Source organism: Pedobacter sp. (assembly GCF_035566355.1).
Lineage (GTDB): Bacteria > Bacteroidota > Bacteroidia > Sphingobacteriales > Sphingobacteriaceae > Pedobacter.
The window spans coordinates 1-21,167 of record NZ_DATMRL010000207.1; the positions used below are offsets into that span (position 1 = coordinate 1).

At 39.6% G+C, this 21,167-nt stretch carries 16 protein-coding genes and 1 pseudogene; 15 read left to right on the forward strand and 2 right to left on the reverse strand.

Translation table 11 applies throughout. The features are described from left to right. Window positions 1-293, reverse strand: a pseudogene (locus tag VNZ46_RS07980) (two-component sensor histidine kinase); the annotation flags it as partial. Between the two features lie 185 nt (window positions 294-478). Between VNZ46_RS07980 and VNZ46_RS07985 the strand changes: the two are divergent. Continuing rightward, on the forward strand, window positions 479-934 hold the full coding sequence (locus VNZ46_RS07985) for a hypothetical protein (RefSeq protein WP_325559549.1): 456 nt from the start codon (window positions 479-481) through the stop codon (window positions 932-934). Between the two features lie 166 nt (window positions 935-1,100). Here VNZ46_RS07985 and VNZ46_RS07990 read toward each other — a convergent pair whose 3' ends face one another. Next, window positions 1,101-1,529, reverse strand: coding sequence for a hypothetical protein (locus VNZ46_RS07990; RefSeq protein ID WP_325559551.1), 429 nt, complete (start codon window positions 1,527-1,529; stop codon window positions 1,101-1,103). Between the two features lie 348 nt (window positions 1,530-1,877). Here VNZ46_RS07990 and VNZ46_RS07995 point away from each other — a divergent pair, with 348 nt between their 5' ends. The 14 genes from VNZ46_RS07995 to VNZ46_RS08060 form a co-directional block, all read left to right on the forward strand. Further along, window positions 1,878-2,537, forward strand: a complete 660-nt coding sequence (locus VNZ46_RS07995) for a DsbA family oxidoreductase (protein WP_325559552.1) — start codon at window positions 1,878-1,880, stop codon at window positions 2,535-2,537. 68 nt (window positions 2,538-2,605) lie between these two features. Continuing rightward, window positions 2,606-5,305 (forward strand): alpha-L-rhamnosidase, encoded by a 2,700-nt coding sequence (locus VNZ46_RS08000; RefSeq protein ID WP_325559554.1) that lies wholly within the window; start codon window positions 2,606-2,608, stop codon window positions 5,303-5,305. A 16-nt stretch (window positions 5,306-5,321) separates the two neighbouring features. Then, window positions 5,322-6,356, forward strand: a complete 1,035-nt coding sequence (locus VNZ46_RS08005) for a substrate-binding domain-containing protein (protein ID WP_325559556.1) — start codon at window positions 5,322-5,324, stop codon at window positions 6,354-6,356. Window positions 6,357-6,461: 105 nt separating this feature from the next. Beyond that, window positions 6,462-7,541, forward strand: a complete 1,080-nt coding sequence (gene rhaT / locus VNZ46_RS08010) for an L-rhamnose/proton symporter RhaT (RefSeq protein ID WP_325559558.1) — start codon at window positions 6,462-6,464, stop codon at window positions 7,539-7,541. Between the two features lie 34 nt (window positions 7,542-7,575). Beyond that, the gene (locus VNZ46_RS08015) at window positions 7,576-9,696 is read left to right on the forward strand and encodes a bifunctional aldolase/short-chain dehydrogenase (RefSeq protein WP_325559559.1); all 2,121 of its coding nucleotides are present in this window, start codon (window positions 7,576-7,578) and stop codon (window positions 9,694-9,696) included. Window positions 9,697-9,729: 33 nt separating this feature from the next. After that, entirely contained in the window at window positions 9,730-11,004 is a 1,275-nt protein-coding gene (locus VNZ46_RS08020; RefSeq protein WP_325559561.1) for a sugar isomerase, read from the forward strand. Window positions 11,005-11,006: 2 nt separating this feature from the next. After that, on the forward strand, window positions 11,007-12,416 hold the full coding sequence (locus VNZ46_RS08025; protein WP_325559562.1) for an FGGY-family carbohydrate kinase: 1,410 nt from the start codon (window positions 11,007-11,009) through the stop codon (window positions 12,414-12,416). 97 nt (window positions 12,417-12,513) lie between these two features. Continuing rightward, window positions 12,514-13,227, forward strand: coding sequence for a DUF4397 domain-containing protein (locus VNZ46_RS08030; RefSeq protein ID WP_325559563.1), 714 nt, complete (start codon window positions 12,514-12,516; stop codon window positions 13,225-13,227). A 117-nt stretch (window positions 13,228-13,344) separates the two neighbouring features. Next, window positions 13,345-13,920 (forward strand): RNA polymerase sigma factor, encoded by a 576-nt coding sequence (locus VNZ46_RS08035; protein ID WP_325559565.1) that lies wholly within the window; start codon window positions 13,345-13,347, stop codon window positions 13,918-13,920. After that, window positions 13,907-15,040: a hypothetical protein gene (locus VNZ46_RS08040; protein WP_325559566.1), complete on the forward strand. Its 1,134-nt coding sequence runs from the start codon at window positions 13,907-13,909 to the stop codon at window positions 15,038-15,040. Before VNZ46_RS08035 ends, VNZ46_RS08040 begins: the two co-directional genes overlap by 14 nt. Before the next feature lie 98 nt (window positions 15,041-15,138). Next, window positions 15,139-15,720: an RNA polymerase sigma-70 factor gene (locus VNZ46_RS08045; protein ID WP_325559567.1), complete on the forward strand. Its 582-nt coding sequence runs from the start codon at window positions 15,139-15,141 to the stop codon at window positions 15,718-15,720. A gap of 67 nt (window positions 15,721-15,787) precedes the next feature. Next, window positions 15,788-16,954, forward strand: a complete 1,167-nt coding sequence (locus tag VNZ46_RS08050) for a FecR family protein (RefSeq protein WP_325559569.1) — start codon at window positions 15,788-15,790, stop codon at window positions 16,952-16,954. A 272-nt stretch (window positions 16,955-17,226) separates the two neighbouring features. After that, the gene (locus tag VNZ46_RS08055) at window positions 17,227-20,517 is read left to right on the forward strand and encodes a SusC/RagA family TonB-linked outer membrane protein (RefSeq protein ID WP_325559571.1); all 3,291 of its coding nucleotides are present in this window, start codon (window positions 17,227-17,229) and stop codon (window positions 20,515-20,517) included. Between the two features lie 49 nt (window positions 20,518-20,566). Further along, window positions 20,567-21,167, forward strand: a 601-nt coding sequence (locus VNZ46_RS08060) for a RagB/SusD family nutrient uptake outer membrane protein (protein WP_325559573.1), incomplete at its 3' end; no start/stop codon positions are given.

Genomic DNA, 21,167 nt, shown 5'->3' on the forward strand with positions numbered 1-21,167 from the left:
CAGTTAAAATAGTATTGCCCTTCATAAAAGAACGATAGTGCATTGTAATATGGATATTTTTGGGCCAGTTGCTTTCCTTTCAGGAGATAAGACTTGCTTTTAACGGTGTCTTTATATTTCCAGTAGTCAACCAGCAAAAAGTTGACGTTGGCTTTTGTTGTATCCGCAGTGTTTTTACGTAAAATGCTTTCCAGGCTATCCAGGTATTTTTTTTCGTTGAGTGGGATTTGTTGTTGCGAAAATACTTTCAGCGTAGCTAATAAGCATATGATCATCAGGTGTATGTTTTTCATGCAAAAATAGGGTCGGTAAAATTTAAATATCCGGCTAAAATTGCAAACTGACTATAGTTTTTTTGTCTGTAATTTGAAAATACCTAGAAATCAGTAGAAATAAAAACCACAAATCAGGGTATTTATTTTAAGACGAGTATCAAATAGCTTTGTCTTCTAATCTATCATTAATCGAAATTTACGTCATGAAAAAAATTATTACTGCTGGTGTGGCCGTTATGGTATTCAGTTTCACAGCAACAAAAGCACAGGGTATTCTGGACAAAATTGACAGGGCAAGTGACAAGGTAAATCATGCGGGAAATACGGCTGATAAAACAAAAAGCACGGGCGACAAGATCATGGGTTTTTTTGGGAAGAAGAAAAAAGCCGGTACTGAAAATAGTAGTAAAACGAATATCAAAATAACCGGGGGGACTTTTGCCACATTGAAGGGCATCAATGATAAGCTTCAAAACGTTAAAGGTATAGAAAGTACCAAAATGAAGTTCAGCAGCGCAGGAAACTCCATTATTATCGTGGAGCATGCTGGCTCTAGTGATGATTTACTGAAAATACTGCAGAAAGCTTCGCCTGATGTTTTTGCGGAGAAAAATATTGAAGGGCTGGATGATGGGGAGATAGCGGTGAAGATAAAATAGCTCTCCTTTTTTGCTCCTCTGCTACAGAGGAGCATTTTGTGCTTTTACCCTGTCGGTACAAATAGGTAAAGCACGGAAGCGGTTGGAAAAGAAACTTCCTGTAATGTTGATCTCTAATTTGTTTGCTATGATATCCTAAGTCATTTTTGTTAAGAGCACTTGTTGTTTAGTCAAAGGCAACTTTTTCAGCTCCTGATACTTTTTTGATATGGCATGCACACTCGCCGCCACTTACTTTTATAACTGTCGATTTCGTTTGTTTTGTTTGCACTGATGTTGCGCTAACTTTGATCTCATCGCCTGTTTCAGAAAGCTTTGAAGTATAACTGTCGTCTATAACAATGAATGCACCAGGCACCATGTTTGAAACCGTATTTAAATTTGATTTAATCGTGTCGCCGGTTCTCACAAGAACAGCACTGTAATCTTTTGCTGCAGTAGGCGCTCCCTTATTATCCGTAAAACTCACTGTTAAGGAACGAAATTCCTCAGTACACATCCGGTCCTTAGGGCAGTCAGAATCTGTAGATTTAGTACAGGATAAAACAAGTGTTGCAGCGATGGCAATGAAAAGTTTACTGTTAAATTTCAGCATGATGGTCTGGTTTTTTAGATAAAACGTAAAACCGGGACTAAACGCTACAGTGTGCTTTCTTCGTTTTAATTAGGGTTTAGTTATGCAGGTTAATTTACAAGAAAATAAAACAATAGTAATGCTAAACTTATGTTTAGCATTACTATTGTTGTTATATGGGTACCCTAATCAATAAGAGATAACAAAGGAAGGAAGCTTAATCCAATAGAGTCGAAAGTAATCGATTATCACCGGGTAATGTTTCCTTCAGATCATGCCGCGATAGCGACTTTCTTTCAGTTAAAATAGACAGAAGATCTATTCAAATTCTAATTGCTAATTTTATCCTGAATTTGTAAATACTCACTCATGGAAAATACAATGAAAGTGGAAATATGGAGCGATGTGATGTGCCCGTTCTGCTACATAGGCAAAAGGAAGTTCGAAGCAGCATTGGAACAGTTCCCAGATAAAGATAAAATCCAATTGATTTGGAAAAGTTTTCAGCTTGCGCCAGAACTGGTCACGCAGCCGGATAAAAGTTTACATCAATTTTTGTCGGAACATAAAGGAATTAGCCTTGAACAGGCTAAAGGCATGAACGACCATGTTCGTCAGCTGGCTAAACAGGTAGGACTGGTTTATAATTTTGACACTTCAATTGTGGCAAATTCATTTAATGCACATCGGTTTACTCATTTTGCAAAACACTATGGTAAACAGAATGAAGCGGAGGAATCTCTGTTCCGCTCTTACTTTACCGATGGGAAAAATATCGATGATTATCCCACGCTTATTCAATTGGGATCTGAAATTGGACTTGATACGGCTGCATTAAAGACAGCCTTAGAGGATGGAAGTTATGCCGATGAAGTGAGAATTGATATTTATGAAGCGCAGCAAGTTGGTGTACGTGGTGTGCCATTTTTTGTATTCAATAGAAAATATGCCGTTTCAGGAGCACAGGAAACCCCTGTGTTTTTGGAAACACTGCAAAAGTCATATGCAGAGTGGCGCCAGGAACAATAAACAGGACAGTACAGGTTGCTAATCTGAGATTAGAGGCTTATTATTGCAATTTACCTCGTAAAACCAATATGAACCTTCCAAAACTAGATATGAAGCCTGTTTTCCATAATGTTCTACTTTCTTGTTTTTTAACACTTGGCTTAAGTGCACATGCAGATACCGTCCCAAACAGAACTTCGGCAGTAAACCTTCAATGTGAACATTTAACCAATCCATTGGGTATAGATGTCGTGCATCCGCGGCTTTCCTGGATGATTTCTGATGGCAGACAAGGTGCAAAACAAACGGCTTACCGGATTTTGGTAAGCGAAGATTCTTTGGATGTCGTAAAAAAAAGAGGCGCTGCCTGGGATTCTGGAAAAAATGTGACAAGTGCATCCCTAATTTCTTATCGTGGAGCTTTGTTAAAACCTTTTACCAAATATTTTTGGGCGATTGAGGTATGGGATCAAAATGGCAAGCCTGGAAATTTCTCCACGGTATCGAGTTTCGAAACCGGTATGATGAAAATGGAAAACTGGAAAGGGAGCTGGATTAGTGACGTAGATGACATCAATAAGCGTGAAGCGCCTTATTTCAGAACTATATTTCGGTCTTCGAAAAAGATCAAATCTGCCAGAGCTTATATCGCAGTGGCAGGATTATATGAATTGTACCTAAATGGAAAAAAGGTTGGAAACCATAGACTGGATCCAATGTATACACGCTTTGATAAACGGAACTTATATGTTTCTTACGATGTGACTGCTCAACTGCAGAATGGGAAAAATGCGATTGGTGTATTGCTTGGCAACGGCTGGTACAATCATCAGTCTATAGCTGTATGGAATTTTGATAAGGCACCGTGGCGGGCAAGACCTGCTTTCTGTATGGATTTAAGAATTACGTATGCCGATGGAACAACGGAAGTGATTGCTTCAGGAAAAGACTGGAAAACCAGTTCTGGTCCAATTGTACTGAATAATATTTATACTGCAGAACATTATGATGCAAGGCTCGAACAGCCCGATTGGAATACGGTAAATTTTGATGATGGGAAATGGACTAAGGTAGTTTTGCGTAAAGCACCTTCAGAGCAGGTGGTGAGCCAGGCCATGCAGCCTATCCGAAATGTAGAAGAAATTCCGGCCAGATCGGTGAAAAAATTCAATGACACGACCTATGTATTTGATCTGGGCAGAAATATATCCGGGGTTAGTAAGATTAAGGTTAATGGCGAAGCCGGAACCGTAATCCGGATAAAACATGGAGAACGTTTGTATGAAAACGGAAGGGTAGACCTTTCTAATATAGATGTTTATTACAGGCCCAAAGACAATACAGATCCTTTTCAAACAGATATTGTTACTTTATCTGGCAAAGGACCATTGGAATTCATGCCTAAATTTAATTATAAAGGTTTTCAATACGTAGAGGTAACCAGTAGCAAACCGATCACCTTAACTAAGGAGAGTATTACAGGTTATTTTATGCATAGTGATGTTGCAGCCAGGGGAAAAATCAGTTCTTCTAACCCTTTGATAGATCGTTTATGGTGGGCAACGAATAATTCTTATCTGTCTAATCTGATGGGCTATCCAACAGACTGTCCGCAAAGGGAAAAGAACGGTTGGACAGGAGACGGGCATTTTGCTGTGGAAACAGGTTTGTTTAACTTCGATGGAATAACAGTTTACGAGAAATGGCTGGCAGATCACCGCGACGAGCAGCGCCCGGATGGCGTACTGCCTGATATTATTCCTACCGGAGGCTGGGGCTATGGTACAGCCAACGGGACAGACTGGACCAGTACCATTGCTATTATTCCATGGAATATTTATCTTTTTTATGGCGATAGTAAACTGCTGGAAGATTCTTACGGGAGTATTAAAAAATATGTTGATTATGTTGAAAAGATCAGTCCTTCAGGATTAACCACTTTTGGAAGAGGAGATTGGGTACCCGTTAAATCGCCCTCTTCTTTGGAATACACCTCTTCTGTTTATTATTATGTAGATGCTGTTATTTTAGCGAAAGCAGCAAAAATGTTTGGTCAGCAGGCTGATTATAGTACCTACAGTAACCTTGCAGAGAAAATAAAACAAGCCATTAACGATAAATATTTTAACCGGGAAAAATGTATCTATGCTTCAGGCGTGCAAACAGAACTTAGTATGGCACTGCAATGGGGTATTGTTCCTGAAGAATTTAAAGCTAAACTGGCCCAACAGCTTGCAAAAAAGGTGGCTGCCGATGGCATGCATCTGGATGTGGGCGTGCTTGGTGCTAAAGCTATTTTAAATGCATTGAGCGACAATGGACAGGCAGAGACTGCCTATAAGCTTGCTGCACAGGATACGTATCCTTCCTGGGGATGGTGGATTGTAAACGGGGCGACTACCCTTTACGAAAACTGGGACATTAAAGCAGCAAGGGATATTTCTTTAAACCATATGATGTTTGGAGAAATAGGGGGCTGGTTCTTTAAAGGCCTGGGGGGTATCCATCCGGATGAGCAGCATCCTGGATTTAAAAATGTATTGTTGCGGCCTAATTTTGTTTCCGGACTGGAACATTTTGAGTCTGAACATGATGGACCTTTCGGTAAAATTGTTTCTTCCTGGAAAAGATCTGGTCAAGCAGTTATCTATACCGTCAACATTCCAGCCAATTCCAGCGCTACCGTTATTTTTCCGCTGGCAGGCGGTAAAAAGGCCTATAGAAATGATCGGCCAGTAGCTGATCAACTGGAAATTACAGCAGGTAAGTATCAGTTTCAAATTAAATAACTAAATTGTTGGAGAAATGATGGCTGAACCCTTTTTTGATTTTGTACATATTGATGAGTATTCTGCTACACCAAAATACTTGCAGCTTTCTGATGCGATCATCAATGCGATTGAGCTGGGCAATATTAAAAAGGATAATTTGCTTCCATCTATCAATGAACTAAGTTATAAACTGGAGATCTCAAGAGATACAGCAGAAAAAGGATATCGGTATCTGAAAAAAATAGGTGTTATTAATTCTGTTCCAGGCAAGGGCTATTACATCTCCAACGTAGATTTTAAGCTGAAGATTAAGATATTTCTGTTGTTTAATAAACTAAGTGCGCATAAAAAAATTGTTTATGATGCTTTTATTGCTGCATTAGGCGATGATGTATCTGTGGATTTTTATATCTACAATAATGATTTTATGCTTTTTAAGAAGTTTCTCTCCCAGAAAAAAATGGGGGAGTATTCTCATTACGTGATCATTCCGCATTTCATAGAGGGTGGTGAATATGCAAAGGAGGTTATCAATACGATCCCAAAAGAAAAACTGATCTTAATGGATAAGTTTATTCCAGGGGTTGATGGGACCTTTGGCGCAGTTTATGAGAATTTTGAACAGAATATCTATGACGCACTGGAACAGGCATTAAGCCATTTGAGTAAATACCACACCTTAAAAATCATATTTCCTGCAAAAAGTTATTTTCCAAAAGAAATTCTGGACGGATTTCATCGTTTTTGTCAGCAATATGCTTTTTCTCATTACGTTGTGAGCAATATTGAGCAAGAACCCATCAATGAAGGGGAGGTATTCATCAATTTGATGGAAAATGATCTTGTGCAATTGCTGGAGCGCATTATTGAGATGGGGTATCAGATCGGTTCTGATGTGGGGGTTATTTCTTATAATGAAACACCCCTGAAGAAAATACTTCTTAATGGAATTACTACCATCTCTACCGATTTCAGGTTCATGGGGGCCGCCGCTGCACGAATGATATTAGACAAGTCCAGGGCACATGTTGAAGTGCCATTTAAATTTACCAAACGGGCTTCTATTTAACCGGTCCTTTGCCAGTTCATGCATTAGCATGATGGTACATGACAGTTGAATAAAACAACTTGCATAAATTAGGACATTATACTATTAACCACTTATAAATCCTTTATGCAGATAATTTTCGGCGTTATTTTCCATTTTATAGGGGGCTTTGCTTCCGGTAGTTTCTATATACCTTATAAAAAAGTAAAAGGATGGGCGTGGGAAAGTTACTGGATTGTTGGAGGTCTGTGTTCCTGGCTGATTGTGCCGCCATTGGCTGCATGGTTAACCATTCCTGGTTTTATGGAGATTATTGCCCAAACCAATGGCAAAATTTTATTGCTGACTTATTTCTTCGGTTTATTGTGGGGAATAGGAGGACTAACTTATGGTCTTGGTGTACGATATCTCGGTATATCCCTTGGAAGCACCATTATTCTGGGCTTGTGTTCAGTGTTTGGCGCGCTGGTACCTTCTTTATATTACGACTTCAATCCAACACCGGGTAAAAACAGTCTGTCGGATATGGCAGGCAGCCAGTGGGGACAAATGGTATTGACAGGTTTATTGGTCTGTGTAATAGGGATTATTGTTTGTGGTCTGGCCGGTAGTATGAAAGAAAAAGATCTGGTGGCTTCGGGCAAAGGAGATCCATCGAACAAGGACTATAAAATCGGAATAGGACTGATCGTTTCTGTGATATCAGGTATCCTGAGTGCCTGCTTCGCATTTGGTATAGACGCGGGTAAGGACATGGCTGGCCACGCCAATGAAGCCTGGAAGGCGTTAAATCCCGGACAAGGAGAATTCCTGTTCCAGAATAACGTAACCTATGTGGTCATTTTATGGGGCGGGCTAACCACCAATCTGTTCTGGTGTATGGTGCTCAATAAGCGCAATAAAACTTTTGGGGATTACACCAATAAAAAGGTGCCACTACTTAAAAACTATATCTTTTCTGCATTGGCGGGTACCACCTGGTTTTTACAGTTCTTCTTCTACGGAATGGGAGAAAGTAAATTAGGTAATGGGGCCAGCGGCTGGATTTTGCATATGGCCTGTATCATTTTAGTCGCCAATGGCTGGGGGCTGGTTCTTAAAGAATGGAGCGGAGTAAAAAGAAAGACTTTTATAACTGTATTAGCCGGAGTAACGATCCTGATCTTATCTGTTTTTATTGTAGGATACGGCAACTCTATCAAATAAATGAAATCACCAAAATCAATGAATAATAATTATTATGACTGCTAAAGCAACTGAATTTAAACATGTAAGCTATTTGTGGGACGATGCGAAGGCCGCTGAAATGGCTGGCGATGAGGTTGCATTGTTAATCTACCGTTCGAACTTATTGGGTGCGGATTTACGCCTGACAAATTACGGCGGAGGGAATACCTCCTGCAAAGCAATGGCTATTGATCCTCTTACCAGACAAGAAACAGAGGTGATGTGGGTTAAAGGCTCTGGGGGAGATATTGGAACACTGAAAAGAAATGGTCTTGCGGCTTTGTATGTAGATCGCTTAAGGAATTTGAAGAACATCTACAAAGGGATTCAGCATGAAGATGAAATGGTAGAATTGTTTAACCATTGTATTTATGACCTGAATTCTAAAGCACCTTCTATCGATACACCTTTACACGGTTTTTTGCCTTTTAAGCATATTGATCATCTGCACCCGGACGCAGCCATAGCAATTGCAGCGGCAAAAGATGGGGAACAAATTACCAAAGAATTGTTTGGAGGTACGATAGGTTGGGTACCATGGCAGAAGCCGGGTTTTGAACTGGGCCTGATGCTGCGCCAATGTTTGGACGAAAATCCAGGGATCCGAGGAATTATGCTGGGCTCTCATGGTTTGTTTACCTGGGGAGATACGGCTTATGAAAGTTATATCAATACATTAGAGGTCGTAGAGAAATGTGCTGAATATCTGGACCAGAATTACGGTAAAAAAGGACCGATATTTGGCGGACAAAAGATCCAGTCTGCAGGTGCTGAGCTCAGACTACAGCAAGCTGCCGCTATTGCACCAGTTTTAAGAGGGTTTTGCTCTAGTGAAAAGCATATGGCTGGTCATTTTACAGACGATCAAAGGGTCCTGGAATTTATCAATTCTAATGATCTGGACAGGCTGGCGCCGTTGGGTACGAGTTGCCCTGACCACTTTCTGCGGACCAAGATCAGTCCCTTGGTCCTTAAGCTGGATGCTGCGGCTGATTTAAGTGATGTTAAAGCTTTAAAAGAAAAGCTGGCCCCGGAGTTTGAAGCTTACAGGGAAATGTATCAGGTCTATTATGAATCCTGCAGACACAACAACAGTCCTGCCATACGGGATGCCAATCCGGTGATTATCTTATACCCTGGAATAGGTTTGTTCTCCTTCTCCAAAGATAAGCAAACGGCAAGGGTAGCTGCAGAATTTTATATCAATGCGATCAATGTAATGAAAGGCGCTGAGGCAGTATCTGAGTATACTTCACTGCCTAGGCAAGAGGCTTTCAATATAGAATATTGGCTTCTCGAAGAAGCTAAATTGCAGCGGATGCCTAAACCTAAAGCTTTATCGGGAAAGATTGCGCTAATCACGGGAAGTGCCGGAGGGATTGGTAAAGCGATAGCACATAAGTTTATTGAAGAGGGAGCTTGCGTGGTAATTAATGACAATGATGCCAGCAGGTTAGAAAAAGCTAACGAAAGTTTTCATCAGGAATTTGGCAGAGATGCATTTACTTCAGTAATTTTGGATGTAACGAAAGCAGATAGTATCAATAACGCTTTCAAAAAGGCCTGCCTGGAATTTGGTGGGGTGGATGTTGTTGTAAATTGTGCAGGAATATCTATTTCGAAACCTATTGAAGAGCATACGGAGCAAGATTGGGATCTTCTATACGATATTCTGGTTAAGGGACAGTTTTTAGTTACCAAAGCTGGAGTAGAAGTGATGCGCAAGCAGAATATTGGGGGTGATGTACTGAATATAGTAAGTAAAAACGCTCTGGTTTCCGGACCAAATAATGCAGGATATGGTTCTGCAAAGGCTGCCCAATTGCATTTAAGCAGATTAAATGCGGCTGAATTAGGCGATGATCATATCCGGGTAAATACGGTTAACCCAGATGCAGTGATCTCCGATAGTAAGATTTGGGAAGGTGCCTGGGCGGAGGGAAGGGCCAAAGCTTATGGTATTTCTGTAGCCGAACTGCCTGCTTTTTACGCAAAACGGACGTTATTAAACGAAGTGATTTTGCCTGAAGATATTTCCAATGCTTGTTTTGTGTTTGTAAGTGGCTTACTGAATAAATCAACCGGCAATGTGTTAAATGTAGATGGAGGTGTTGCCAATGCTTTTGTTCGTTAATAAATAGATAAATTATAACCAAAATATAAACTGATGAATTTAGAAAACTATCATATAGAGGAACATAACCAGGAAAGTTTATCTGCTCATAAGAGAAAACTAGAGGCGATCAGCTCAGATATCCCAAATGCAGAAGCCATCATAGAAAAGCTAATCGCTTTTCAAATTGGAATTCCGAGCTGGGCTTTAGGAACAGGAGGCACTCGTTTTGGTCGTTTTTCTTCGGGAGGGGAGCCCAGGAATATTGAAGAAAAAATAGAAGATATAGGTTTGCTTCATCAACTAAATGCTTCAAGCGGCGCAATCTCCTTGCATATTCCCTGGGATACTACAGATAACGTAAGCGCGATCAAAAGTCTTGCAGCGCAGAAGGGTTTGCGTTTTGATGCCATGAACTCGAATACTTTTCAGGATCAGCCCGGACAGCAGAACAGTTATAAATTTGGCTCTTTACAGCACGTTGACCCTGCGGTCAGAAAGACGGCAATAGCACATAATATAGAAGTGATTCGCCAGGGTGTTGAATTAGGTTCAAAAGCCTTAACCATTTGGTTAGCCGATGGTTCATGCTTTCCCGGACAGCTGAATTTCAGAAAGGCATTTCAAAATACACTTGGAAGTTTGCAGGAAATTTATGCGGCTCTGCCAAGCGACTGGAAGGTGTTTGTAGAGTATAAAGCCTTTGAACCTAACTTTTATTCTACTACCGTTGGCGATTGGGGCCAGTCTTTATTATTTGCAAATAAGCTGGGGCCAAAGGCCTTTACATTGGTTGATCTTGGACATCATTTACCTAATGCCAACATCGAACAGATTGTTGCTTTATTACTTATGGAAGGAAAATTGGGTGGTTTCCATTTTAACGACTCCAAATATGGAGATGATGATTTAACTGCAGGCAGTATGAAGCCTTACCAGTTGTTCCTGATTTTTAATGAGCTGGTGGAAGGAATGGATGCAAGGGGAATGGACCATAAGGATGATCTGGGCTGGATGATTGATGCATCCCATAACGTTAAGGATCCGCTTGAAGATCTCCTGCAATCTGTAGAGGCCATTATGATTGCCTACGCACAAGCCTTATCTGTAGATCGTAAAGCATTGCAGGAGGCACAAGCTGTTAATGATGTGGTTCGCTGCCAGGAAGTCCTGCAGCATGCTTTCAGAACTGATGTTCGTTCACTGGTTGCCGAGGCAAGGTTACGCTCGGGGGCTGCTTTAGCACCATTACAAGTATTCAGAAAACTGAATATCAGACAGGAACTGATTAAAAACCGCGGAACTAAAACGGTAGCAACGGGTCTTTAGATATGGGTTCGGAAATCAAAAAAGTACCTGTTATAGCAGTCTTTGATGTTGGGAAAACGAATAAAAAGCTGTTCCTCTTTGATGAGTACTATAAGATTGTTTTTGAGAGAACAGCAAGGTTTATAGAGACTTCTGATGAGGATGGGGATCCTTGTGAGAATCTGGAAAGTTTAAGGCTTTCTGTTTTTGATTCCCTGACGGAGGTTTTTAGAAATCCTGCTTTTGAGATCAAAGCCATTAATTTTGCGACTTACGGAGCGAGTTTCGTTTATATTGATGCCAATGGTAAGCCATTAGCACCATTATACAACTATCTTAAGGATTATCCGGAGGATTTGAAGACACAGTTTTACAATACCTACGGTGGGATGGAAGCTTTTTCCAATCGAACAGCATCTCCGGTTTTGGGAAGTTTAAATTCAGGGATGCAGCTTTACCGGATGAAGTATCAAAAACCGGAAGTGTTTGAGCAGATTAAATATGCACTTCATTTGCCTCAATACTTAAGCTATCTGATTTCAGGCAGGGCTTATTCTGATATTACGAGTATCGGCTGCCACACTAATTTATGGGACTTTACAAAAAATGAATACCATGAATGGGTTAGAAAAGAGCATATAGCAGATAAGCTGGCGCCTATTACGCCCTCAGGCAATGTAATGCCTGCTGCTTTTCCCGGGAGCAGTTGTGCAGTGGGGACCGGGCTCCATGACAGTTCAGCAGCGCTGGTGCCTTACCTTGTTAATTTTCATGAGCCTTTTATTTTATTGTCAACCGGTACCTGGTGCATCAGTTTTAATCCCTTTAATGCTGCTCCGTTAACTACACAGGAATTGGAAAATGATTGTTTGTGTTATTTGCAGTACGAAGGTAAGCCAGTTAAGGCTTCCAGGCTATTTGCAGGCTATGAACACGAGCAGCAACTTAAACGAATTGTGGCTCATTTTGGAACAGATAGTATTTCTTTCAGGTCGATGGCCTATGATCCGCAGGTGATAGAAAGATTGTTACTGATGGAGCAGAAGGTAGATGCGCTGCCTGAAGAAAAGACTGTAGGCCTTAAAGTTTCTGCATTTGCCAAACGAAATCTTGATGATTATGAATCTGCTGCTGTTGCTTATCATCAGCTGATGTTGGATCTGGTTAATGAGCAGGTTATTTCTACCCGCAGGGTACTTACAGATACCCAGGTAAAGCGGATTTTTGTAGATGGAGGCTTTAGTAAAAATACATTATTTATGAATTTACTGGCCAGAGCACTTCCAGATATGGAAGTTTTTGCGGCACACATGGCCCAGGCTACCGCCGTAGGTGCAGCATTGGCTATTCATAAGTCATGGAATTCCAGGCCTTTGCCAAATAATATCATAGACCTGAAGTATTATGCTGTGATCAACCAGCATACAGTCTAAGAGTAAATCTGGAAGCACCTGTTGCGTTCCAGATCAAATGCAAGTTTAAGTGTATAGAAATTAAAATCATTTAATCTATTCACTTAAACTTTTAAAAATGAAAAGTAAAAATTACGCGGCAGCTTTAGCAAAAAAAGGAACGATACTATTATGCTCTGCACTTCTGTTCACCGCATGTAAAAAAGATAAGGCTGTTGATCCTCCTGTTGTAAAACCTGCAAAACTTGCTTTGGTGGTTTCTTCACCAGGCGCCCCTGAACTTTCTTTTTTTGCAAATGGGACTAAAGTAACCACATCAAAGGCCTTAAATTATAATACTGTAATTGACTATATGGACCTGAAACCAGGAACAGGTGAGTTCAGCTTTAAAAAGAAAGATGCAACAGATGTACTTGCAAAAATCAACTATACTGCAAAAACCGGAGTTTCCTATACACTTCTGGTTGGAGATAAATCTCCTAAGGCAGCTGTTGTCTTGGTCGAGGATGATCTTTCTGCTCCTGCAACAGATAAAGCAAAAGTACGTTTTGTGAATTTATCTCCTGAAACTACGCTGCTTGACTTATACGTTGCAGGAAAGACGGAGACTGCACTGAACAAAAAAGCATTCAAAGAAGCTTCTTCTTATGTGAATGTAGATCCAGCTGCGGAACTTAAATTTGAGGTTAAAGAAAATGGAAAGACGGATGTTCTAGCCACCCTGGACAAATTTAAGGTTGAAAAAGGAAAAATCTATACCGTTTGGGTAAGAGGCTTAAAAGATGCTACCGATGCCACCAAACTGGGGATCGAAGTGATGACAAACAAGTAAGCTATAAAGAATGGGACAAGGCTTGTTGTGTCTCAAACGGCAAGTCCTGTTCTGTTCCCTTTGATGATCTGATCCCTTAAAAAAGATGACACTAAAGCCTGCACTATGCTGAGGCCGATGAAAAGCAATTTCGGACTTGCAGAAATTTTGTCTGGATTCAGTAAAAATAGTAATTCATCGAAAGAGAAGATTTACAAGATGTTTTATGGATATGTAATGGCCGTAATTGTAAGGTATACTTCAAATATCCATGATTCCGAAGAGCTTGTGAATGATAGTTTCATCAAGATATTCAGATACATAGAATCTTTCAAACCACCAGAAAGAGCCGAAGAACTGGAAAAGGCTTTTAAAGGCTGGATGGCCAAAATTGCCTCAAGAATAGCAATTGATTTTATAAAAAAGCCCAGAATCGACATTTCGGAAAGTGAATTTACTGACTTGCATCATCCTTTGACTTTTCCAGAAGAGATGTTAAAATTGAATGTTACCGATCTGATGAACCTGCTGAACCATTTACCTGAAATACAAAGACTCATCTTTAATCTCTATGAAATAGAAGGGTTTTCGCATCAGGAGATTTCAAAAATGCTGAACATCAAAGAGAACATTTGCCGGGTCTATCTGAACAGAGCAAAACTCAAATTAAGAACCTTGTATCAAATTAATATGGAACCCAATGGCACATACTGAAGAAGAATTTTTGACACATGTTAAAGAGATTTTCCAGCAAGAGGAATTTCCTTATCAGCCAGGTGCCTGGGAAAATTTTCAACAGCAGCACCGTAAAAAGAAAAATGCAGCATGGATATGGTGGACAACACAGGCCGCAGTTTTTATCTTATTCTTTTTTGCTCTTTTTTATTGGAAAGAACCACAGTATTTGAAGAAAAAACTGGAACAACCCCGGCCTGTATCTGCATTAAAAGTAGAAAAACAAATTTTACCTGAGCATTTGGGTGTGAGTGGAAGTAAAATGGTGCCAGTTCAGACGAAAATAGTGCAACAAAGAACAGCGGATGTTCAAATGGCTTCCAGCGAAATAATTTCTGGTCAAACCGATCATAATGCTCCTGGAACATCCAAAGATTCTTGTGGAAATGCTTTCAGTACTCGTTCTGCGACTACCCGTCGATATTCAAAACCTACAGAAAAAAACAGTCCTTTTCTTGCTTTGAAAGAAGATAGTCCTGCAGAACATCATGATATACAAAAATGGAAATACAACGCGTTGGTATCCAATAGTTATAGTAATTCAGGAAAGATGAGGCTGGGTGTTGGCGGAGAAGTGGAGTATGCTTTGAATGCCAGGTTTTCTATCACGTCAGGACTTTCCCTAAATCAGCTTTCGGCCTTAAGCAAACTGGAAAAGGGTCCGCCAGACGTTCCGGGAAAGACGCTTACTTCTGTGCAAACTTCTATTTCTGGATTAGATTTGCCAATAGATTTCAAATACAGCTTGAGTTCTCATACTTATGTGAGTATTGGACTATCTGTTACAGGTGTACTAAGAAAATCTCAGGTGCTGGCCTATGAGGAGAAAAAATTTGTTGATGTAATGGTATCTGGGGAGGATGGGCCAAGTTTCGAAAGTAAACTGATGTCGTCAACAGAAATAGTTCCTGTTGCTTCAGATGAGCTTCCGCAACAGAACTATCTTGGTTTTTATAACTTGTCATATGGTTTTAGCCAAAAGATCAGTAAAAAGCAACATTTGGTTATTGAGCCTTTTATTAAGGTTCCGATGAGGTCCTATTCAAATCTAAAGACCAATTTAACTTCTGGAGGAATCAGGCTTAAGCTGGAATTTTGAAAAGCTGGCTTGAAAATGAATGTTCAGAAATTTTATGAAAATAATAATTACTATTGCTATGATTTATAAGTAAATTTATCATTTATTTATCACGTTCCATGGAATTGTATGCCAGTCTTTCTGATATTGAATTGACTAATCTTCTAACGAAAGGAGACGAACAGGCATATACCGAGATTTACAAAAGATACTGGGATAAAATCTATGTTGTGGCCTGTCATCGCATTGGGGACGAATATGAAGCAGAAGAGGTTGTACAGGATGTTTTTTTTAGCCTTTGGAAAAGGAGAATGGCACTTGACCTAAAGTACAGTTTAAATACCTATCTCAGCGTAGCTGTTAAATATCAGGTCATTAATCGTCAAACCCGGCAATTTCGCAAGGTAAATGAAATTGCCTCATATGCCTCAAGTCAGGAAGAATCTGTAGATACTACTCAATTGTGGTTTTCTGAAAAAGAGTTGAAAGAACAGTTGGAAATCTGTATTAATAAACTCCCCGAAAAATGCAGGATTGTATTTAAAATGAGTAGGGATCAGGAAAAAACCAATGCGGAGATTGCTCGGGAACTTGACATATCTGAAAAAACGGTTGAAGCACATATTACACGTGCGATCAGTAGTTTAAAAAAATCACTTCACATAAGCTTACCTGTAGTTTTATACCTGCTCAAAAAATAATTATTTTTTTTCTTACTGATATAGGGTTGATGGAAAAATTAGTGACTATATAAGAAAAGTCACAGACGTGGAGCAAACTGAACCGAAGTATAATATTCTGGAGCTGGCCAAAAAATGGCAGGAAGGGGCGATAAACAAAGAAGAAAAGGAGTACTATGAACAATGGTATAATTCTTTTAATGATGCAGAACTGGAACTAAACCATCAATCGAAAGAAAGTGAGGAGGAGCTATCTAAACGCATATTTACTTCCTTAAAAGAGCAGATTAATCATAGCACTTCAGCTAATGTTGTAAAGAAAAGATTTTATTACCGAATTTTGGCAGCTGCATCTATTCTATTTTGCTTGGCGGTTGGAGGTCTATGGCTTTTCAAGAAGTATTCTGCCCAACAGAATGGAGCATTAGTTCAGGACATCATGCCGGGCGCTAATAAGGCATTCTTAACATTAGCTAATGGAAAAAGAATTGCTTTAAATGATGAGGCAAACGGGAGAATATTTAATCAACAAGGTGTACAGATTGTAAAAACAAAAGAGGGGGAAGTAATCTATCAAAGTACTGGGAATCCTACAGCTGAAATTTCTCTAGTTTATAATAGCATTGAGACACCTAAAGGTGGACAATACCAAATACATCTGCCTGATGGGACGAAGGTATGGTTGAATGCTGCCTCATCCTTGAAGTTCCCAGCTACATTTACCAATACTGCACAACGTAAAGTTGAGTTGATAGGTGAGGCTTATTTTGAGGTGGCTAAAGATAAACATCATCCTTTTTTAGTGAGTACAGGTACCCAGACCGTAGAAGTTTTAGGAACCCATTTTAATATAAATAGCTATTCGGACGAACCAGCGGTAAAGACAACTCTATTTGAAGGAAGTGTAAAGATAAGCTCTCATAGCACGACAGCAGCATATTCATCTACTATTATTAAACCTGGAGAGGAGGCACTTACGACCAATAAAACAATTGAAGTTAAACAGGCTGATCTTGAGGCGGAACTGGCGTGGAAGAATGGCCTTTTCATTTTTAAAGACAGTAACCTTAAAACGGTAATGCGCCAGTTGTCGCGTTGGTATGATATTGATGTAGAATTTAAAGGGACTGTTCCTCCAGGTGATTTTAACGGAAAAGTATACCGCAATATGACGCTGCAAAATGTACTTGAGGTACTGAGTTTCTCTCAGGTGAAATTTAAAATAGAAGGGCGTAAACTAACCATTTTCCCCTAACATAATCAACTAAACTATTTAACTAAACAAAACCAATATGAAGAAAAATTTACCTTAGGTCTGATCCGGAAAGGGGTTTCAAAGAAAACCGCAAAAGTGCTTCGAACACTTTTGCGGAAATAGCTGAGCTAACCCTTCATCCTTTTGAGGATGAGAAATTTATATGCAAACAAATCACGATTAACCCAGAAATCAAAAGTATGAAAATAAATGCTTTTAACCTAGCTATGCCCTGTGCCTGGCCACCGCTAACGTCAAAAATATTCAGAATAATGAAATTGACAACTGTATTGATTCTATTTTCTCTGCTCCAGGTAAGCGCCAGAGGATTTGGTCAAATTACCCTTCATGAACGTAATACATCTCTTGAAGGTATATTGAAAATTGTTGAAAAACAGACAGATTATGTGTTTTTTTACAAAGGTAGCCTGAAGCGTTTCAATGTGAGTGTACAATTGAATAATGTACCTCTTAAAGAAGTTTTAGATGAGTGCTTTAAAAATCTGCCGTTCACCTATAAAGTGATAAATAAAACGGTTGTGATCAGCCGGAATGCTGAAAATATTTCCAGGTCTGTTACAGAAATTGTTGTTCCACATCTTATTACTGGTAAAGTAACGGATTCTCTTGGGAGGCCGTTGTCTGGTGCAAAGGTGAGGATTAAAGGCGCTAGCCGGGCTACATCAACTGATTCCGAAGGTAATTTTTACCTGGATGCTGAAGGGAGGGATATATTGGTCTTCTCCTTCATAGGGTTTAGAAGTCAGGAAATTAAAGTTTTAGACAGAAAAATCATTAATGTGACGCTTTTTGAAGAGCGTAAAGCTTTAGGCGAGGTGTTCGTTACTGGTATGATGGACAGAAAAAGGGAGAGCTTTACTGGCGCTGCAGTTACTTTTTCGGGCAATGATTTGAAAAGGATTGGCAATCAGAATATCATACAGAGTTTAAAAACTTTAGACCCTTCGATTTTAGTAGTAGAAAATAACAATATGGGTTCTAATCCAAATACTCTACCTACCATCGAGCTACGCGGAAAGACCGGGTTATCCCAAACTGAGCTCAGAGACCAATTTGGTGGAGATCCAAACCAACCACTGTTTGTTCTTGACGGGTTTGAAACCGATCTGCGTACCATAATAGATCTGGATATGAACAGAGTTGCATCGATTACCATCTTAAAGGATGCCGCTTCAACTGCTTTATATGGCGCCAGGGCTGCAAATGGGGTAATCGTTGTTAAAACTAAAGAACCTGTACCGGGAAAAATGCGGGTAAGTTACACTGCTGACATCCGCATAGATATGATTGACTTAAATGACTATAACTTAATGAATGCAGCCGAGAAATTGCAATTTGAAAAACTCTCCGGCCGCTTTACCAACAAAGTCAATAATTCTTACTTTACCCAAGCCATTTTAGACACTATGTACAACGTAAGACTTGCGCAAGTACTAAGAGGAGTGAATACAAACTGGCTTAAAATGCCAGCACAAACTGGATTTACAAATGGACACTCCGTGTATACTGACGGTGGAGATGAACAGATCAGGTATGGAGTTGGTTTAAATTTTAAAAATGTGACGGGACTAATGAAAGGATCCGGAAGGCAGACCTGGGGCGGCAATATTGACCTGATCTATAAAAAGAACAAATTGAATATTTCAGATAAATTATACTTGAGCGGATATCGTGCCGATGAATCTCCATATGGATCTTTTTCAGATTTTTCCAGGGCTAATCCATATGAGTCGCCGTATGATGCGAATGGAAATGTAGTTAGATTTCTGGAAACTTTACCGTCTACCAGCATTATCGCTGGTTTCGGGAATGTTGGAAACCCTTTGTATAATGCTTCGTTAAATAGCACAAACCGCACAACAAATTTTAGCTTCCAAAATAATCTTCAGGTTGGTGTAACTTTTAACAATGAAATGAAATTAGAAGGTGCATTTCAGATTCGTAAAGGAGCGGATAAAAACGTCACATTCATTTCTCCCGAAAATACGATGTTTAATAATTCTGGTATTTATGAGCGTGGTTCATACAGCCAAACTAGGATAGATAATTTCAGTTACAATGGTAATCTGATGTTTACTTATGCAAAAACTTTTGCTAAAAAAAATATACTAACCAGTAACGTAAGGGCAGATATCGAACAAAATGAAGATGAAAGTATCAATTCGGTGGCTGTCGGTTTTCCAATTGGAACAAATGGTGATCCAGCCTATGCGTTCAGCTACCAGCCAAACTCCAAGCCACAGCATGCTTACAAGTTGTACAGAAGAAATAATGTGCTCGCCAGCCTGAACTATACCTATGACAGGCGTTTCGTTCTGGATGCTACATACAGACTGGATGGATCGACTGCATTTGGTTCTGCAAAACAATATTCCCCATTTTGGTCTGTTGGTGCTGCATGGAATTTACATAACGAAAAATTCTTTGAAAACGGCAATGTGAATATGTTCAGGCTCAGGGGAAATATCGGAACCACAGGAAACCAGGGATTTGCCAGTGTCTCATCCGTATCTATATATGGATATAATGTAAATACAAACATCTCCGGCCAGGGCGTATCCTTGATTTCGTACGGTAATCCGAACCTGGAATGGCAGAAAACGCTGCAAACTAGTGCGGGTGTTGATCTGGCCATGTTCAACAACAGGTTAAGTGCGACGTTGAATGCTTACAATAAATACTCTAACCCGTTAATGGTTGTAATTAGTCCACCTTCCTCAACCGGAATCACCGGTTATGCAACTAATGCAGGGAACCTCACTACCAAAGGTCTGGAAGCAAACTTACGATTTTCGCCAATTTTCAGGCCAAATGGTCTCGTTTGGACAATAGGTGTTCTGGCCAGTATGGTAAGAAGTAAATATGGCGACTTTGGCGGTAATTTGAATGCACTCAATGATACACTTTTGAAAGATAATTCTATGATCCGTTACACAAAAGGGCATAGCCCAGATGATATCTGGGCCGTACGTTCTGCGGGTATAGATCCGGCTACAGGAAGAGAGTTATTCATCAATGCGAATGGACAGAATACGTTTGTCTACAATACCAATGACATTACAGTGGTTGGAAATTCCCGTCCGAAAGTAGAAGGAGTGATAAGTAGTAATCTGAGCTATAAAGGCTTTCAATTTGGTATAAATGTTCGTTATAGTTTTGGGGGTGACCTGTTTAATAATGCGTTATATAATAAAGTGGAGAATATAGACATTAATAGTGTCTTTCTCAATCAGGATAAAAGAGCACTTTATAACCGCTGGCAAAGTCCTGGTGATATGGCTCAGTTTAAAGGAATTTCTCTTACAGACAATACACCAATAACTTCCCGGTTTGTACAAACGAATAATTTCATTACCGGGGAATCATTTAATATTGGCTACTGGATAGACAACACACGGTTTACAAAGAGACTAGGAGTTAAAACGATCCGGTTTAATGTGTATATGAATGATATTTTTCGTATCGCAAGTGTAAAAGCTGAAAGGGGAATAGATTACCCTTTTGCAAATACCATTTCTTCCAGTATTAACGTATCCTTTTAGTATTAAATGAGCAAGTGAATAAAAGCTTGCGAACCTAAAAAATATAGAGATGAAAACTTACTTAATAAAAATTTTTGCAGGGCTGGGTTGTTTGATCAGTATTACAGCTTGTAAAAAATATCTGGATGTAAAACCAGTTGATAAAATCTTGCTGCCTCAGATATTCAGTACGGAAACAGGTATAAAGAGCGCAATAAATGGTGTTTATTTAACTTTAGGAGGTACAAGCCTTTATGGAGGAAATCTCACCATGAGTACAGTAGACGTGATTGCCCAACGATATAATTTGAGCGCGTTTAATCATTCATGGACTCAGTATGGTGCATACAATTATAATGATGTATTTGTAAGGAATTCATTTAATGTAATCTGGTCGGATAGTTATAAACAGATTTTAAATCTAAATATCTTTATTCAACAGTTAAAACAGAGTACAGGGATTCTGTCGGAGAGCAATGCCAGATTACTACGAGGTGAAGCTTACGGCTTAAGGGCATTGTTACATTTTGATTTGCTGCGTTTATTTGGACCGGTTTATAGTGTTAATTCTACAGCACCCGCTATTCCATATTATATCCAGCCGCAAACTCAAAGGGGTATAATTTTACCTGCCAATGTCGTGATGCAAAAAGTTCTTGCAGACCTAGACA

Excerpts from the sequence above, each read along its gene's own strand:
- VNZ46_RS07990 (WP_325559551.1), bottom strand. The coding sequence starts at position 1,529 with ATGCTGAAATTTAACAGTAAACTTTTCATTGCCATCGCTGCAACACTT.
- VNZ46_RS08020 (WP_325559561.1), top strand. The coding sequence starts at position 9,730 with ATGAATTTAGAAAACTATCATATAGAGGAACATAACCAGGAAAGTTTA.
- VNZ46_RS07995 (WP_325559552.1), top strand. The coding sequence starts at position 1,878 with ATGGAAAATACAATGAAAGTGGAAATATGGAGCGATGTGATGTGCCCG.
- VNZ46_RS08005 (WP_325559556.1), top strand. The coding sequence starts at position 5,322 with ATGATGGCTGAACCCTTTTTTGATTTTGTACATATTGATGAGTATTCT.
- VNZ46_RS08015 (WP_325559559.1), top strand. The coding sequence starts at position 7,576 with ATGACTGCTAAAGCAACTGAATTTAAACATGTAAGCTATTTGTGGGAC.
- VNZ46_RS08025 (WP_325559562.1), top strand. The coding sequence starts at position 11,007 with ATGGGTTCGGAAATCAAAAAAGTACCTGTTATAGCAGTCTTTGATGTT.
- rhaT (WP_325559558.1), top strand. The coding sequence starts at position 6,462 with ATGCAGATAATTTTCGGCGTTATTTTCCATTTTATAGGGGGCTTTGCT.
- VNZ46_RS08055 (WP_325559571.1), top strand. The coding sequence starts at position 17,227 with ATGAAATTGACAACTGTATTGATTCTATTTTCTCTGCTCCAGGTAAGC.
- VNZ46_RS08030 (WP_325559563.1), top strand. The coding sequence starts at position 12,514 with ATGAAAAGTAAAAATTACGCGGCAGCTTTAGCAAAAAAAGGAACGATA.
- VNZ46_RS08000 (WP_325559554.1), top strand. The coding sequence starts at position 2,606 with ATGAACCTTCCAAAACTAGATATGAAGCCTGTTTTCCATAATGTTCTA.
- VNZ46_RS08040 (WP_325559566.1), top strand. The coding sequence starts at position 13,907 with ATGGCACATACTGAAGAAGAATTTTTGACACATGTTAAAGAGATTTTC.
- VNZ46_RS08045 (WP_325559567.1), top strand. The coding sequence starts at position 15,139 with ATGGAATTGTATGCCAGTCTTTCTGATATTGAATTGACTAATCTTCTA.
- VNZ46_RS07985 (WP_325559549.1), top strand. The coding sequence starts at position 479 with ATGAAAAAAATTATTACTGCTGGTGTGGCCGTTATGGTATTCAGTTTC.
- VNZ46_RS08035 (WP_325559565.1), top strand. The coding sequence starts at position 13,345 with ATGAAAAGCAATTTCGGACTTGCAGAAATTTTGTCTGGATTCAGTAAA.